This is a genomic window from Pseudomonas sp. MWU318 (assembly GCF_016756945.1).
In the GTDB taxonomy this organism is placed as follows: domain Bacteria; phylum Pseudomonadota; class Gammaproteobacteria; order Pseudomonadales; family Pseudomonadaceae; genus Aquipseudomonas; species Aquipseudomonas putida_A.
Map to the genome: position 1 here is coordinate 225207 of NZ_JAESJL010000002.1, position 15173 is coordinate 240379.

At 60.8% G+C, this 15173-nt stretch carries 14 protein-coding genes; 2 read left to right on the forward strand and 12 right to left on the reverse strand.

Going from position 1 to position 15173, the window contains the following annotated elements; all coding sequences use genetic code 11:
* Positions 1-30: 30 nt before the first annotated feature.
* The 6 genes from JN524_RS04985 to JN524_RS05010 form a co-directional block, all read right to left on the reverse strand.
* Positions 31-1470 carry an aminotransferase-like domain-containing protein gene (locus tag JN524_RS04985; RefSeq protein WP_003226969.1) on the reverse strand — a complete coding sequence of 480 codons (1440 nt, stop codon included), beginning with the start codon at positions 1468-1470 and terminating at the stop codon, positions 31-33.
* Between the two features lie 201 nt (positions 1471-1671).
* Positions 1672-2484: an OmpA family protein gene (locus JN524_RS04990; RefSeq protein WP_202368702.1), complete on the reverse strand. Its 813-nt coding sequence runs from the start codon at positions 2482-2484 to the stop codon at positions 1672-1674.
* Positions 2481-2837 (reverse strand): DUF4398 domain-containing protein, encoded by a 357-nt coding sequence (locus JN524_RS04995; protein WP_202368703.1) that lies wholly within the window; start codon positions 2835-2837, stop codon positions 2481-2483. Before JN524_RS04995 ends, JN524_RS04990 begins: the two co-directional genes overlap by 4 nt.
* 9 nt (positions 2838-2846) lie before the next feature.
* The gene (locus tag JN524_RS05000; RefSeq protein ID WP_098964995.1) at positions 2847-3668 is read right to left on the reverse strand and encodes a substrate-binding periplasmic protein; all 822 of its coding nucleotides are present in this window, start codon (positions 3666-3668) and stop codon (positions 2847-2849) included.
* An 80-nt stretch (positions 3669-3748) separates the two neighbouring features.
* Positions 3749-4678 (reverse strand): electron transfer flavoprotein subunit alpha/FixB family protein, encoded by a 930-nt coding sequence (locus JN524_RS05005; RefSeq protein ID WP_007961977.1) that lies wholly within the window; start codon positions 4676-4678, stop codon positions 3749-3751.
* Positions 4679-4680: 2 nt separating this feature from the next.
* Positions 4681-5430 carry an electron transfer flavoprotein subunit beta/FixA family protein gene (locus JN524_RS05010; RefSeq protein WP_003226982.1) on the reverse strand — a complete coding sequence of 250 codons (750 nt, stop codon included), beginning with the start codon at positions 5428-5430 and terminating at the stop codon, positions 4681-4683.
* Positions 5431-5955: 525 nt separating this feature from the next.
* On the opposite strand from JN524_RS05010, the gene JN524_RS05015 reads away from it, so the two are divergent.
* Entirely contained in the window at positions 5956-7620 is a 1665-nt protein-coding gene (locus tag JN524_RS05015) for an electron transfer flavoprotein-ubiquinone oxidoreductase (RefSeq protein ID WP_047598758.1), read from the forward strand.
* 182 nt (positions 7621-7802) lie between these two features.
* Here JN524_RS05015 and JN524_RS05020 read toward each other — a convergent pair whose 3' ends face one another.
* Complete coding sequence (locus JN524_RS05020) at positions 7803-8693, reverse strand: AraC family transcriptional regulator (protein ID WP_007961974.1); 891 nt, start codon at positions 8691-8693, stop codon at positions 7803-7805.
* Positions 8694-8883: 190 nt separating this feature from the next.
* On the opposite strand from JN524_RS05020, the gene JN524_RS05025 reads away from it, so the two are divergent.
* Positions 8884-9936, forward strand: coding sequence for an NAD(P)-dependent alcohol dehydrogenase (locus JN524_RS05025; RefSeq protein WP_202368704.1), 1053 nt, complete (start codon positions 8884-8886; stop codon positions 9934-9936).
* A gap of 4 nt (positions 9937-9940) precedes the next feature.
* Here the strand turns inward: JN524_RS05025 and JN524_RS05030 are convergent, their stop codons facing one another.
* The 5 genes from JN524_RS05030 to JN524_RS05050 form a co-directional block, all read right to left on the reverse strand.
* Positions 9941-10744: an IclR family transcriptional regulator gene (locus JN524_RS05030; protein ID WP_202368705.1), complete on the reverse strand. Its 804-nt coding sequence runs from the start codon at positions 10742-10744 to the stop codon at positions 9941-9943.
* A gap of 60 nt (positions 10745-10804) precedes the next feature.
* The gene (locus JN524_RS05035; RefSeq protein WP_097088423.1) at positions 10805-12109 is read right to left on the reverse strand and encodes an MFS transporter; all 1305 of its coding nucleotides are present in this window, start codon (positions 12107-12109) and stop codon (positions 10805-10807) included.
* Between the two features lie 181 nt (positions 12110-12290).
* A complete protein-coding gene (dgoD, locus tag JN524_RS05040; protein ID WP_007961968.1) occupies positions 12291-13439 on the reverse strand; it encodes a galactonate dehydratase in 1149 nt (382 codons plus the stop codon).
* Between the two features lie 48 nt (positions 13440-13487).
* A complete protein-coding gene (locus tag JN524_RS05045) occupies positions 13488-14108 on the reverse strand; it encodes a 2-dehydro-3-deoxy-6-phosphogalactonate aldolase (protein ID WP_202368706.1) in 621 nt (206 codons plus the stop codon).
* 19 nt (positions 14109-14127) lie between these two features.
* The gene (locus JN524_RS05050; protein WP_202368707.1) at positions 14128-15117 is read right to left on the reverse strand and encodes a 2-dehydro-3-deoxygalactonokinase; all 990 of its coding nucleotides are present in this window, start codon (positions 15115-15117) and stop codon (positions 14128-14130) included.
* Positions 15118-15173 lie beyond the last annotated feature (56 nt).

The following is a 15173-nucleotide window of genomic DNA, read 5'->3' on the forward strand; positions in this document are numbered from 1 at the left end:
GTCACAAGACAAGCACGGTGCGCCACTCGTTCAGAAACCGCCTGCGGTTTCCTGACACAGTTGAGTCGCCAGCAAACCGAGGGTCATCAGCGCCCTTTCCGCCTCGCGATTCCACGGCGTGCCGCAGTTCAGGCGGATGCAGTGGTTGAACTGCTCGGTATTACTGAAGATCAGCCCCGGCGCAATACTGATGCCCTGCTGCAAGGCGCGGACGTGCAATTCCTGGGTATTGACCCTGCCCGGCAGACTCACCCAGAGGATGAAACCGCCCGTGGGCCGGGTCATTTGCGTGCCTTCGGGGAAGTACTGCTGCACCGCCAGCTGAAATGCGCTGAGGTTTTTTCGGTATTCCTGGCGGATGTACCGTAAATGCCGGTCATAACCGCCATTTTCCAGATAAGCGGCAATCGCCATTTGCGTGACGCTGCACGCCGAATGCGTGGTGAAGGTCTGTAGACGCTGGATTTCCTGCTGATACTTGCCGGCGATCATCCAGCCGACGCGCACCCCCGGCGACAACGTCTTGGAAAAGCTCGAGCAGTAGATCACCCGATCCAGTCGATCGTAGGCCTTGAGGGCTTTGGTGCGGCCCTGTTCGAACATCAACTCGCCATAGATGTCGTCTTCGACGATCTGGATATCGAAGTCCGAGGCCAGGCGCAGCAATTGTTTCTGCCGCTCTTCCGGCATGGTGCCGCCCAGTGGATTGCTCAGCCGGGTGGTCAGAACCAGCGCCTTGATTGACCATTGGTTCGCCGCCAGTTGCAAGGCTTCGAGGCTCATGCCGGTGGCCGGATCGCTGGGGATCTCGATCACTTTCAGACCCAGCAGGTCGGCCAGTTGCAGCAGACCGTAATAGGTTGGCGATTCGGCAGCGATCAGATCACCTGGACGGGTCAACACGCGCAACGACATCTGCAACGCGTCGACACACCCGTGGGTGATCACTACTTCCGATGGATCGACCACCACACCCGCGTCGCGCATGCGAATCGCCACTTGCCGGCGCAACGGTTCGAAACCCGGGCTGAACATGTAACTGAACGCGCGCGGACTATGGAAACGGGTGACCTTGGCCAGTTGTTGATGCAGCGCGCGCACCGGGAGGTAATCGACACTCGGCACCGCAGCGCCCAACGGGAACACCCCTTCGCGCCGCGATTCGACCAACACTTGCTGAATGATGCTGGCGCGGGTGACCAGGCCTGGCCGCTCGACCCGGGCGATGTCCGGGGTCGGCGCTGTCAGTGCCGGGGTCTGGTGCACGTAGTAACCGGACTGCGGCCGTGCACGGATCAGGCCCTGATCTTCGAGGTTGGCGTAAGCCTGCAACACCGTTGCATGGCTGACATTGAGCTGCGAACTCATCTTGCGCACCGACGGCACGCGTTCTCCGGGCTGATAGACACCGCGCCGGATGTCTTCCGCCAGCTGTTGAGCAATACGTTGGTAGAGCAAGAGGTTGGTCATGACGCAGCACTCGATTTCACGGGCATTTTATTCTTGTGTGAAACAATACCGGAACAGTTTAGAAGTGTACTGGGACAGTTGCCACCATAGTCGACCGTACAGTGCAGTGTCAGCTACAACTGTACGGATTTGCGTGCTATTCGACAGACGTAAAAAAGCCCGGCGCTGCATGACAGGCCGGGCTTTCCAGAGACGCAGCCCTCAGCGGGCGCCGCCGAGCTGGCCTTTTTCGTCGGAGAACACAATTTCCACCCGACGGTTCTGTGCTCGCCCACGCTCGGAAGCGTTGACGTCCACCGGGTATTCGTCGCCGTAACCTTCGACCTGAATCCGCTTGTCCTCGATACCCAGGTCCATCAGCACATCGGCCACCGCCTGCGCACGATCACGCGACAGCTTGAGGTTTTCCTGCTTGCCGCCGGTGCTGTCGGTGTAGCCCTCGATGCGCACCACGCGTTTCGGGTTGAGCTGCAGAAACTGCACGATCTTCAGCACTACACGGTTGGCCGAGTTCTTCAGCTCCGCTTCGCCGGTGTCGAACAGCACGTCGCCCAAGGTCATGACCAGGCCGCGATCGGTTTGCGTGGTGGCCAGCGCGACGATCTGCTCCTCGAGCCACTTGCCCTGCTGCTGCACGCTCAGCAGTTTGGACTCGCGCAGGGCCAGTTGCAGGCGTTGACGCTCCAGCTCAAGCTTCGCCGCACGCTCTTCGTTGAGCACCAGATTGGTGTGTTCGCGGGCGATTTCGCTGTAACGCTGACTCAGGTAGGCGTAATGCGCGACATCCCAGCCGCTGCCCCAATAGGTCGACAGGCGATCGGCACGGGCCAGCGATTCACCGGCGCGGATCACGTCCTTGGGCGCGATACGCAGCACATTGGAATCTTCCTTGACCTTCTGGAAGTCGCTGCTGGCCTGCTGCAAGGCGGCTTCGCTGTGTTGACCGGCGCAACCGTAGAGGCTTGCACAACCGGCCAGAATCAACCCGCCGAGGGCTTTGGACTTGAGGCTCATTGGGCATCTCCCAGTTGCTTGCGCAGACGGATGATGCGGGTGTTGAGCACGTTCAGTTGCTCTTCGCTCTTTTGCGTCAACACCTTGGCTTCTGCCAGACGTGCGTCCAGCTCGGCCTGTTCGGCACGCATGCGGGCGTTCTTGAAAGACTCGTCGGTCATGTTGCCCTTGGCCCGGTTGAGCTTGTCTTCGGCCAGTTTCATTTCCGGCAGTTCATCGGCGGTCGCACCGACAGCCTTGGCCTGGGTGATGGCCTGCTCGGTCAGGCGCATTTGCTCATTGGGCGCAGGATCGTTGGCGCAGCCGGCCAGGGCCAGAACGGCCATGGCCGCGAAAAGAGGTCGAATACTCACTAAGAATCCCTACTGTTTTGGGGCACTGACAGGTGGCTGCGGCTGTTGCTGCTGAGCCTTCCAGCGCTCGATGTTGCGTTGCAGCGCGGCTTCGGTCAGTCCGGACGCGGGCAATTCTGTCATCTTTTTAGCGAGCTGTCCGCGCAACCACGGATCGTTGCAGGCCGAGTTGTGCGAAACCGCGAGGAACAGTCCCGGTCGGTCGATCGGTTGCTCGAACGCCAGCAGATCATTGGCCATGCCCAATGCCTGCGCGGCGGCCATGCCCGAGTAGCGCCCGGCGAGTACATATTCGACTTCACCCAGCAGAAGTTTCTGAAAGGCTTGAGTGATGTTTGCCGTCCGGGTCAGGGTCAGATTCTGCTCGGCGAAAGTGCCGAATGCCTGGGTCATTCGAGACTTTTCCGACAGCCCGCCGGTGTGCCCGTGCAGATCCCTGGCTTCGCTGTAGACCAGCGTTGAGCCCTTGCGCGTCCACACCAGATAGTCGTTTTCCAGCAACGGCGGATAGATGTAGTCGAGGTTTTCCAGCTCGTTGAACATCAGCGGCGTGTCGGCCAGCATGTCCATGCGCCCGCTGCGTACTTCATCAAGGGCCTGCGCGCGTTTGCCGGCGTAGAGCAGCTCGACCTTGATCCCCAGATCCTTGGCCACTTGCTGCAACAGGTCGGCACTGGCGCCGATCAAGTGCTTGGGATTCTGCGGGTCCTGCCACAGGTACGGCGGCGCATCCGGGCTGCCGGTGACGACAAGGCGCTCGCATTTGCCGGCGGCCGCAGCCATCCCCGGTAACAGGATCAATCCCAATAACAACCCGCGGCGCAGATCCATGGCAAAACACTCCCACGCAAATTCGAGACAAAAAAAAGCCCGACCATAAGGCCGGGCTCTTTATAAGTGAAGCTGCCGGATTAGACCAGCTTCTCCAGCTCAGGTACCGCTTCGAACAGATCCGCCACCAGACCGTAATCGGCCACCTGGAAGATCGGCGCTTCTTCGTCCTTGTTGATCGCAACGATCACTTTGGAGTCTTTCATGCCGGCCAGGTGCTGGATCGCGCCGGAGATACCGACGGCGATGTACAGCTGTGGCGCAACGATCTTGCCGGTCTGACCGACCTGCATGTCGTTCGGTACGAAACCTGCGTCGACCGCGGCGCGCGAAGCACCCACGGCAGCGCCCAGCTTGTCGGCCAGGGCGTACAGGTGTTTGAAGTTGTCACCGTTCTGCATGCCGCGGCCGCCGGAAACGACGATCTTGGCAGCGGTCAGCTCAGGACGATCGGACTTGGCCAGTTCTTCGCTGACGAAGCTGGAAGTGCCGGCGTCGTGCGCAGCAGCAACCGCTTCAACAGCCGCCGAACCACCTTCAGCGGCAACCGGGTCGAAACCGGTGGCACGCACGGTGATCACTTTGATCGCAGCGGTCGATTGCACGGTAGCGATGGCGTTACCGGCGTAGATCGGACGCTTGAAGGTGTCGGCGCTTTCTACCGAGATGATCTCGGAGATCTGGTCAACGTCCAGCGCAGCAGCAACGCGCGGCAGGATGTTTTTACCGTTGGACGTGGCGGCAGCCAGGATGTGGCTGTAGCCCTTGCCCAGCTCTGCAACCAGCGGAGCAACGTTTTCCGGCAACTGATGCGCGTAAGCGGCATTGTCAGCGTTCAGGACTTTGCTCACGCCAGCGATTTTCGCAGCGGCTTCGGCCACGGCGCCAGCGCCCTGACCGGCAACCAGCACGTGAATGTCGCCGCCGATTTTGGCAGCAGCAGCCACGGTATTCAGTGTGGCCGGGGCCAGCACTTTGTTGTCGTGTTCAGCGATTACCAAGATAGTCATTTTTAGATTACCTTCGCTTCGTTTTTCAGTTTCTCGACCAGTTCAGCCACCGACTTGACCTTGATGCCTGCGCTGCGTGCAGCCGGCGCTTCGACTTTCAGGGTCTTGTTGGTGGAGGCGGTGGAAACGCCCAAAGCGTCCGGAGTCAGCACTTCGAGAGGCTTCTTCTTGGCTTTCATGATGTTTGGCAGAGACGCGTAGCGCGGCTCGTTCAAACGCAGGTCGGTGGTGACGATGGCTGGCAGTTTCAGGGAAACGGTCTGCGCGCCGCCGTCGATTTCGCGGGTCACGGCAACGCTGTCGCCGGACACTTCGACTTTCGAAGCGAATGTGCCCTGACCGTAGCCACTCAGTGCAGCGAGCATCTGGCCGGTCTGGTTGTTGTCGCTGTCGATGGCCTGTTTGCCCAGGATCACCAGTTGAGGCTGTTCCTTGTCGACCACAGCCTTGAGCAGCTTGGCCACGGCCAGCGAAGTCAGGTCTTCAGCGGATTCGACGAGGATGGCGCGGTCGGCACCCAGAGCCAGTGCGGTACGCAGCTGTTCCTGAGCGGTGGACGGGCCGATGGAGACGACGACGATTTCAGTCGCCACACCTTTCTCTTTCAGGCGTACGGCTTCTTCCACTGCGATTTCGCAGAACGGGTTCATCGACATCTTGACGTTGGCGAGGTCTACGCCGGAATTGTCCGCCTTGACGCGGACCTTGACGTTGTAATCCACAACGCGTTTGACAGCTACAAGAACCTTCATGGATTCCTCGTTACTCTCCGGTGAAAAGAAAGTCGCCTAGGCGAACCTGGCGGTTGATGCTCATCGGGCACAAGGGCACCTCTAAAAACGCCGGCGGGGGGCGATGACCGTTCGTCAGTGGTGACCAACGGGTCATTGATTCGCACGGTGTGTAAACTGCGCGCCGGACTTGCGCTGCGCATCACCTTGTACTGCCTGTGCCCTGTCTTTAGAGGTGCTCTTGAAACCGCCAGTCTGCCTACGGCGAGCGCAAAACCGCCCGTATCTTGACCGGAACGCCTATTCCGGTCAATACGGCAAAATGGCCGATCATAAGCCGCGCTTCTTTGATTTCTCTGGGCTGGAGCCGATTCAAACAAACGTTTGTATTGGACGCTCGGAGTGGTGTAGATATAATGCGCCGCCTAGAGAGAAAGGTGGTTTGCCCATTATTACCCTTGACGTTAACGTAAAGGCAATAACGGATACGACACCGAACCTCCAAATTAGAAAAAAAACTGTTGAGCCTTGAGTAGGAGATAGCCTGTGGAACGCGAATACATGGAATTCGACGTGGTCATCGTCGGTGCCGGCCCCGCTGGCCTGTCCGCCGCCTGCCGTCTGAAGCAGAAGGCCGCCGAAGCCGGTAAGGAAATCAGCGTCTGCGTGGTCGAAAAAGGCTCCGAAGTCGGCGCACACATCCTTTCCGGTGCCGTGTTCGAACCACGTGCTCTGAACGAACTGTTCCCGGACTGGAAAGAACTCGGCGCCCCGCTGAACACTCCGGTCACCCGCGATGACATTTTCGTGCTGAAAAACGCCGACAGTGCGCAGAAAATTCCTGACTTCTTTGTGCCCAAGACCATGCACAACGAAGGCAACTATATTATTTCCCTCGGCAACCTGTGCCGCTGGCTGGCCCAGCAGGCCGAGAACCTCGGCGTAGAAATCTACCCGGGCTTCGCTGCTCAGGAAGCGCTGATCGACGAAAACGGCATCGTGCGCGGGATCATCACCGGTGATCTGGGCGTCGACCGCGAAGGCAACCCGAAAGAAGGCCTGTACACCCCGGGCATGGAACTGCGTGGCAAGTACACGCTGTTCGCCGAGGGCTGCCGTGGCCACATCGGCAAGCAACTGATCAAGCGCTACAACCTCGACAGCGATGCCGACGCCCAGCACTACGGCATCGGCCTGAAGGAAATCTGGGAAATCGACCCGGCCAAACACCAGCCAGGTCTGGTGGTGCACACCGCCGGTTGGCCGCTGGACATCATGGGCACCGAAAACACCGGCGGCTCGTTCCTCTATCACCTGGAAAACAACCAGGTAGTGGTCGGTCTGATCGTTGACCTGTCTTACAGCAACACTTACCTGTCGCCGTTCGACGAGTTCCAGCGCCTCAAGCATCACCCGGTGCTGGCCCAGTACCTGGAAGGCGGCAAGCGCGTCAGCTACGGCGCCCGTGCGATCTGCAAAGGTGGCCTGAACTCGCTGCCGAAAATGGTCTTCAAGGGCGGCGCGCTGATCGGTTGCGACCTCGGCACCCTGAACTTCGCCAAGATCAAAGGCAGCCACACTGCGATGAAGTCCGGCATGCTCGCCGCGGAATCGGTGGCCGACGCGCTGTTCGCCGAAAAGGATGGCACCGAAGAGCTGACCTCCTACGTCGACGCGTTCAAGAAGAGCTGGCTCTACGACGAACTGTTCGCCAGCCGTAACTTCGGCCCGGCGATCCACAAGTTCGGCGCGATTGTCGGCGGTGGTTTCAACTGGCTGGACCAGAACATCTTCGGCGGCAAACTGCCGTTCACCCTGCATGACACCAAGCCGGATTACGCTTGCCTGAAGCTCGCGGCCGACTGCAAGAAGATCGACTATCCGAAGCCGGACGGCAAACTCAGCTTCGACAAACTGAGCTCGGTGTTCATCTCCGGTACCAACCACGAAGAAGAACAGCCGTGCCACCTGAAGCTGACCGACCCAAGCATCCCGATCAGCAAGAACCTGCCACTGTACGACGAACCGGCGCAGCGCTACTGCCCGGCCGGCGTCTACGAAGTGATCACCAAGGAAGACGGCGAAAAACGCTTCCAGATCAACGCCCAGAACTGCGTGCACTGCAAGACATGTGACATCAAGGACCCTTCGCAGAACATCACCTGGGTCACGCCGGAAGGCGCTGGCGGCCCGACTTACCCGAACATGTAAGCCGTATCGCTGAACAACGAGGCTCCCGAAATGGGGGCCTTTTTGTTGCCCAAAATTTAATGCATCACATCATCCCCTGTGGGAGCTGGCTTGCCAGCGATGGGGCCGTGTCAGTCGACATCTTGGCAGCCTGGATCACCGCCATCGCTGGCAAGCCAGCTCCCACAGGGTTACGCAAACTCTCAGGCAACGCGCTCATCACCAGGGCTACGCTCGAAGTAGCGCTTGTACTCGCGACTGAACTGCGACGTACTCTGATACCCCACCCGATGCGCCACCTGCGCCACGCCCAGCCCCTCGGCGACCAGCAAGGTCTGCGCCTTGAGCAGGCGCAAGCGCTTCAGGTACTGCACCGGCGACAACAGCGTGCTGCGCTTGAAGTGCTCGTGGAAGGATGAAACGCTCATGTTCGCGCAACTGGCCAGTGTCTCGACGTTCAGCGGCTCGGTGTAGTGCGCATGCAAATGGCTGATCGACGCCGCCACCCGGGCGAACTGCCCCTGCTGTTCCACCAGCGCGCGCAACACATCGGCCTGCGGCCCGCGCAACGCAGTGAACAACAATTCACGCACCCGCGCCGGCCCGAGAATCTGCCGCTCCAGCGGATCGTGCAGGCAGCGTAACAAGCGTTCGACGCAGCCGCGCATGTCATCGTCGAGCACCACCGAGGTCATCGACTCCGGCGTTTGCGCCGGGATATGCCGCCCCGGCGCCAGCCCCATGGCCAGCACTAATTCACCGAGCAGCACCCGATCGATCGCTACCGACACCCCCAGCAACGGCGCATCCGGCAAGGCAAAGGTTTCGCACTCGAACGGCACCGGCAGCGCCTGAATCAAGTAATGCCCGGCGCCATATTCCATGGTGCGCGGGCCGAGGAACGCCAGTTTGCTGCCCTGGGCGATGATCATCAGGCTCGGCTCATAAATGTGCGGGCCACGCGCCACGTCGCAACTGGCGCGCAACACCTGCACGCCGGGTAACCCGGTCTGGCTGTAACCATCGCAGAGCGCCAGCGGCTCGATCAGCGAAACCAGCGTGGCATTGGCATCAAGGTGACGGGTCAACTGCATCGGAGGGGTCTTCAAAAAAGTCACGGAAAAAGGCATGCAAGCATCATCGCAGATCCTTTTGCCAATGCGCTTGCCCAGACCTGCATGCCGGAGGATTAGGCATGAGACCCGGAGGAATCGTCATGGCCGCAACGGCAGACGGCGCCCAAAATGCGCCACCTCACCTGTCACTGCTTCTGCGAGGTTTCTCATGTACACCGCTATCGGTTATGCCGCCCAATCGGCCACCACTCCCCTCGCCCCGATGAAATTCGAACGCCGCAGCCCACGCGCTGACGACGTGGCGATCGAGATCCTCTACTGCGGCGTCTGCCACTCCGACATCCACCAGGCACGCAACGAATGGGGCATCGCGGTTTATCCGTTGATGCCCGGCCACGAGATCGTCGGAAAAGTCACCGCCATCGGTGCGAACGTCACCCACCATAAAGTCGGCGATCTGGTCGGTGTTGGCTGCATGGTCGACTCGTGCCGCACCTGCGCCGCCTGCCAGCAGAACCTCGAGCAATACTGCCTCGAAGGCCCGACCATGACCTACGCCACCCCGGACCGGGTCGATGGCAGCAACACCATGGGCGGCTACTCCGACAGCATCGTGGTCAGCGAGCACTTCGTGGTGCGCATCCCGGAGAAACTCGACCTGGCCAGCGCCGCGCCGATCCTCTGTGCCGGCATCACCACCTACTCGCCGCTCAAGCACTATGGGGTCAAGGCCGGCGACAAGGTCGGAATTCTCGGCATGGGCGGCCTCGGCCACATGGGCATCAAGTTCGCCAAGGCCATGGGCGCGGAAGTCACGCTGTTCACCCGTTCGGCGAGCAAGGCCGAAGAGGGTCGTCGTCAGGGCGCCGATCATGTGATCGTCTCCACCGATGCCGAGCAAATGGCTGCCGCTGCAGGCCGTTTCGACTTCCTGCTCGACACCATTCCGGTGCAGCATGATCTCAATCCGTACCTGCAAACCCTGCGCTTTGATGGCGTGCACATTCTGGTCGGCCTGATCGAACCGATTGATCCGCCCGTGCACGCCGCCAACTTGGTGCTGGGCCGTCGCGTTCTGGCCGGTTCGTTGATCGGCGGCATCGCCGAGACCCAAGAAGTGCTGGACTTCTGCGCCGAGCACAACATCACCTGCGACATCGAAATGCTCGACATCCGCCAGATCAACGAGGCTTACGCCCGAATGATTGCCGGTGACGTGAAATATCGCTTCGTGATCGACATGGCGACGCTCAAGGTTTAAGGCCTCAGACCTTCAAGCCAAGCTCCGCCGACAGCCGGGCTGTGACCCCTTTGATCAGGGGGATCAGCTCGGCCATTTTTTCCAGCGGCATATACGGCACGGTGCTGGCGATACTGATCGCCGCCACAATGTGTTTGCTCGCATCACGAATCGGCGCCGCCACGCAGCGGATCGACGGTTCGTTATCCTCCAGATCGAAGGCGTAGCCACCGGCCACGTACTCGGCCATGCGCTGCTCAAGCTGTTCCCACGACTGCTGCGGATGCTGCGGCCAGAACTGACTTTTCCCACCCGCCGGCAGGCTGATGTCGTACAGCCGCTGCCAATCCTGCGGCGAATCATCGAGCATCAACGCCTTGCCGATCCCGGTGCGCGCCAACGGCATTCGGTGGCCGACCCGCGAGCGCATTTCCGGGCCGTTACGTCCCGGATTCTTCAGCAGGTACAAGACCTCGTCGCCTTCACGAATGCCCAGGTGCACGGTATCGCCGGTCAGCGCCGACAACTCGTCCAGATACGGCCCGGCCAGACTCACCAGCGGCAACTCTTCGCGCGCCTGAAACCCCAGCTCGATCAGCTTCGGCCCCAGCAAATAGCCTATTTGTGGCACCACGCGCAGGTAGCGCTCGTCCACCAGGCAACTGGCCAGACGATGGGTGGTGCTGCGCGTGGTGCCGATCAGCCGGGCGATCTCTTTCAGATCGCGGGCGCCACTGGCCACCGCCTGCACCACACCCAGTCCGCGAAGAAGCGTCTGGGTGCCGGTGGGTGCGGCGTCCTTGGTTTTTTCCGGGGCGTCTTCCTGCATATCCAGCCTTTACCGTTGAGCGAGAGAACGGGCGGCATTATGGTCGCCCGACGCAGACGACTACAACTCGATACGTTCGACCTTGCCCACCAGCAGCACGTAGGACAATGCACCGATCAGCGCCAGAACCGCGATGTAGGTGATCGCCGGGGCAAACGAATCACCACTGGCGAGGAAGCCGATGACAATCGGCGTGGCAATTGCCGACAGGTTGCCGATGAAATTGAACACCCCGCCAGTCAAACCGAGCAAACGCGCTGGAGCGAGGGTCGAGACCAGCGACCAGGTGATCGAGGCCAGACCGTTGCCGAAAAAGGCCAACGCCAGGAAGGCAATCACCAGCGGTGTCGATTCAACGAAATTGGCGCCGATGATCGAGGTGGAAATCAGCAGCCCGCCAATGATCGGCAACTTGCGCGCGAAGCCCACGCTGCAGCCACGGCGGATCAACAGGTCGGAAAAGAACCCCGAGCACAGCACGCCGACAAAGGCCGCGAGAAACGGCAGCGAGGCCAACAGGCCGGACTTGATGAAGTCCATGCCGCGATATTTCACCAGGTAGGTCGGGAACCACGTCAGGAAGAACCACAGCGTCGAGTTCAGGCAGAACTGGCCGAGGTAGATGCCCCACAACTTGCGTTTGCTCAGGACGATGCCGAGGTCGGTCCAACTGAACGAGGCCTTGGCCGTTTGCGCTTGAATGTCTACGAGTCCGCCACCCTCGCGGATCAGGTCGATCTCCGCGTCGTTGGCGCCCTTGAAATCTCGCGGTTCGCGATACACCGCGTACCAGATCGCTGCCCAGATGATGCCAGCCGCACCGGTTGCGACGAACACCATGTGCCAGCCGAATTCATGTTGCAGCCACGCCAGCACCGGGGTCAGAAACGCCAGGCCGACAAACTGCCCGGAAGTATAGAAACCAATCGCCGTGGCCCGCTCGCGCTCGGGAAACCAGGTGGTCACCACGCGGCTGTTGATCGGATAGGCCGGGGCTTCCAGCGCACCGACCGCCATGCGCAGCACGAACAGCGCAATGAAACTCGCGGCAAAACCGAGCAGCACCGTGGCCAGCGACCACAACAGCAGCGCGACGCTGTAGAGGATGCGCGGCGGCACCCGATCCACCAGCCAGCCGCCGGGGATCTGCATCGCGGCGTAGGTCCAGCCGAATGCGGAGAAAATCAGCCCGACATGAACCGGGTCGATGCCCAGTTCGCTGGTCAGTGCTGGCGCGGCAATCGACAGGTTGCTGCGGTCGAGGTAGTTGATGACCACGGTGATGAACAACAGCACCATGATGAAAAACCGCTTGCGGCTGGGCGTGACTAAAGACGCCTGCCCGGTGAGGGTTTGCGTTGGCATGGGGGGTGCCTCTTCTTATGATTATTTGAGGTCATTGACGCAAATCTCCCATCCATGGAGATCAATTGTGGGAGGGGGCTTGCTCCCGAATGCGGAGTGTCAGTCGACATCTCTTTAGCTGACATGCCGCATTCGGGAGCAAGCCCCCTCCCACAAGGATTTGTGGCGAGTCAGAAGGCACTCACCACTCGGCAAAACTGCCATCGGCATGGCGCCAGATCGGGTTGCGCCAGCGGTGGCCGACCGCAGCGCGTTCGATCACGTATTCCTCGTTGATCTCGATGCCCAGCCCTGGCCCGTTCGGAATCTTCACGAAGCCCTGGTCGTAGTCGAACACTCGCGGATCCTTCACGTAGTCGAGCAGATCATTGCTCTCGTTGTAATGGATACCCAGACTCTGCTCCTGGATAAACGCGTTGTAACAAGCCGCGTCCAGTTGCAGGCACGCCGCCAGCGCAATCGGCCCCAGCGGACAATGCAGCGCCAGCGCCACGTCGTAGGCTTCGGCCATGTTGGCGATCTTGCGGGTCTCGGTGATACCGCCGGCATGCGAGGCATCCGGCTGGATGATGTCGACGTAGCCTTCGCTCAGCACCCGCTTGAAATCCCAGCGCGAGAACAGCCGCTCGCCAAGGGCGATCGGCGTGCTGGTCAACGGCGCCAGCTCTTTCAGCGCTTCATAGTTTTCACTGAGCACCGGCTCTTCGATGAACATCAGTTTGTACGGGTCGAGTTCCTTCATCAGCACCTTGGCCATTGGCTTGTGCACCCGACCATGAAAGTCGACACCGATACCGACGTTCGGCCCGACGGCATCGCGCACGGCGGCAACGTTGGCCAGGGCCAGATCGACTTTCTCGAAGGAGTCGAGGAACTGCAGCTCTTCGGTGCCGTTCATTTTCACCGCAGTAAAACCACGGCTCACCGCCTCTTTCGCGGCACGTGCGGTGTCGGCCGGACGATCGCCACCGATCCACGAATACACACGAATCTTGTCGCGCACCTGACCGCCCAGCAGATCACTGACCGACACACCGAGGGCCTTGCCCTTGATGTCCCAAAGCGCCTGATCGATACCGGCCAGCGCACTCATGTGGATCGCGCCACCACGGTAGAAGCCACCGCGATAGAGCACGGTCCAGATGTCCTCGATGTTGCGTGGGTCTTTGCCGATCAGGTAGTCGGACAATTCCTCAACGGCAGCGGCGACGGTGTGGGCGCGGCCTTCGACCACAGGCTCGCCCCAACCGGTCACGCCCTCATCGGTTTCGACCTTGAGGAAGCACCAGCGCGGCGGGACGATGAAGGTGGTGAGTTTGGTGATTTTCATCTGTTTGTCTCTCTTGTTAGATGCAGCGCACGCAGCGCCGGATAAATCTCAGCGAAGGGCCTTCCAGGCAGCCACGTAGGCCTTGGCATTGGCCGCCACTTGTTCAACCGTCATGCCTGGCTTGAACAGTCCGGAACCGAGGCCGAAACCTTTCACGCCAGCGTCGATGAACACCTGCATGTTGTCCGGGGTGATCCCGCCGACCGGCGCCAGCACCGTCCCGGAGGGCAACACCGCGAGCCATGCCTTGACCACCGCCGGGCCCATCTGCTCGGCCGGAAACAGCTTGAGAATGTCCGCGCCCTCCTCCAGCGCCGCGAACGCTTCGGTCGGCGTGGCGACACCCGGCGACAGGTACAACCCCGCCGCTTTCGCTGCACGCAGCACCTTGGCATCGCTGTGTGGCATGACGATCACCTGGCCGCCGGCCTCTTTCACCAGCTCGACCTGCTCCGGGGTCAACACCGTGCCGGCACCGATCAGGCAATCGGCGGGCAAGGTCTGACGCAGGATGCGGATACTTTCGTACGGCGACGGGGAATTGAGCGGTACTTCGATGACGCGAAATCCGGCGGCATACAGGACTTCTCCGACAGCAGCGGCTTCCTGCGGATGCAGGCCACGCAGGATTGCGATCAGACCGTTTTGTGCCAGTGCTTGCTTGAGCATGTCAGGCCTCCAGTCAGGGTTAACGGGATAAGGAATCGAGCAGCCCGGCGGCCAGCGCCAGTTGCCACAGGCCACGCTCGGTGGCCTGCTCGGCCAGCGTGACGCGAGCGAAACCGCAGGCATCGAGGGCACGGCCGTAACGGGCGCAGAGTTGCGCGTTGCCGATGAGGATGATCGCGGGCAGATGCACGCTGTTGCGGCGGCGGCGCTGAACGGTGGCGAGTGCCGCCAGCTCATGGCCGATCATCAGCCCGGACAGGTAGTCCGCTTGCGCCGTCGGCGCCAGTTCGCCGGTCAGGCCCAAAGTACGCGCACTGAATAATGTGGAGAGCACACCCAGTTCGCCGTCCGCCGACAGCGCCACTTGCACACCACGGTCAAATGCCACGCCGTCGAACGCCGCACCCTGTTGCTGGGTGCGCCCGAGAATGCTGTGTTCACTGAGCACGGCGAACACTTCGCCGGTCATGAAAGTATCGAAATGCGTGATGCAACCCTCAAGCACCTCCACCCACTTGGAATGACTGCCCGGCAGACCGATCAACAGATCCCCGCCCGCCTCGGCCGACAGGTTTTGCAGCACGCCGAGGACCTGGGTTTCTTCACCGCGCATCACGTTGGGCAGGCGTGAGCGCTGAATCACACCCGGCACGATGTGCACCCGCGTGCCGCGCAGACTGACCAGTGTTTGTAGGGAATTTCCGAGATTGGCGACGTTCGCCGGCGTCTCGCAGTAAGCCGCTTCGCGCCAGCCTTGGGCGCTGCCGACCATCCCGCAGGCGATCACTGGCAGATCCGGCTGCGCATCGAGCCAGTCGCCACATGCCTCTTCGAAGGCCAGTTCAAAACCGTCGGTGCATTCACCACCGTTGATGACTCGCGGCGTCTTCGGTAACTGCATGATCCCGGACGACAGCGCACGCTGCTCCAGCACCACCCCGCCCGCCGCGAGTTTGTAAGCACGTAATGAGGTCGTCCCCCAGTCGAGCGCGATCAATTGCGCCTGCATCGCTTCACCTGTTTTGTTTTTGGCAGTGAGTGCGACGGACTATAAACCTTGGCGCA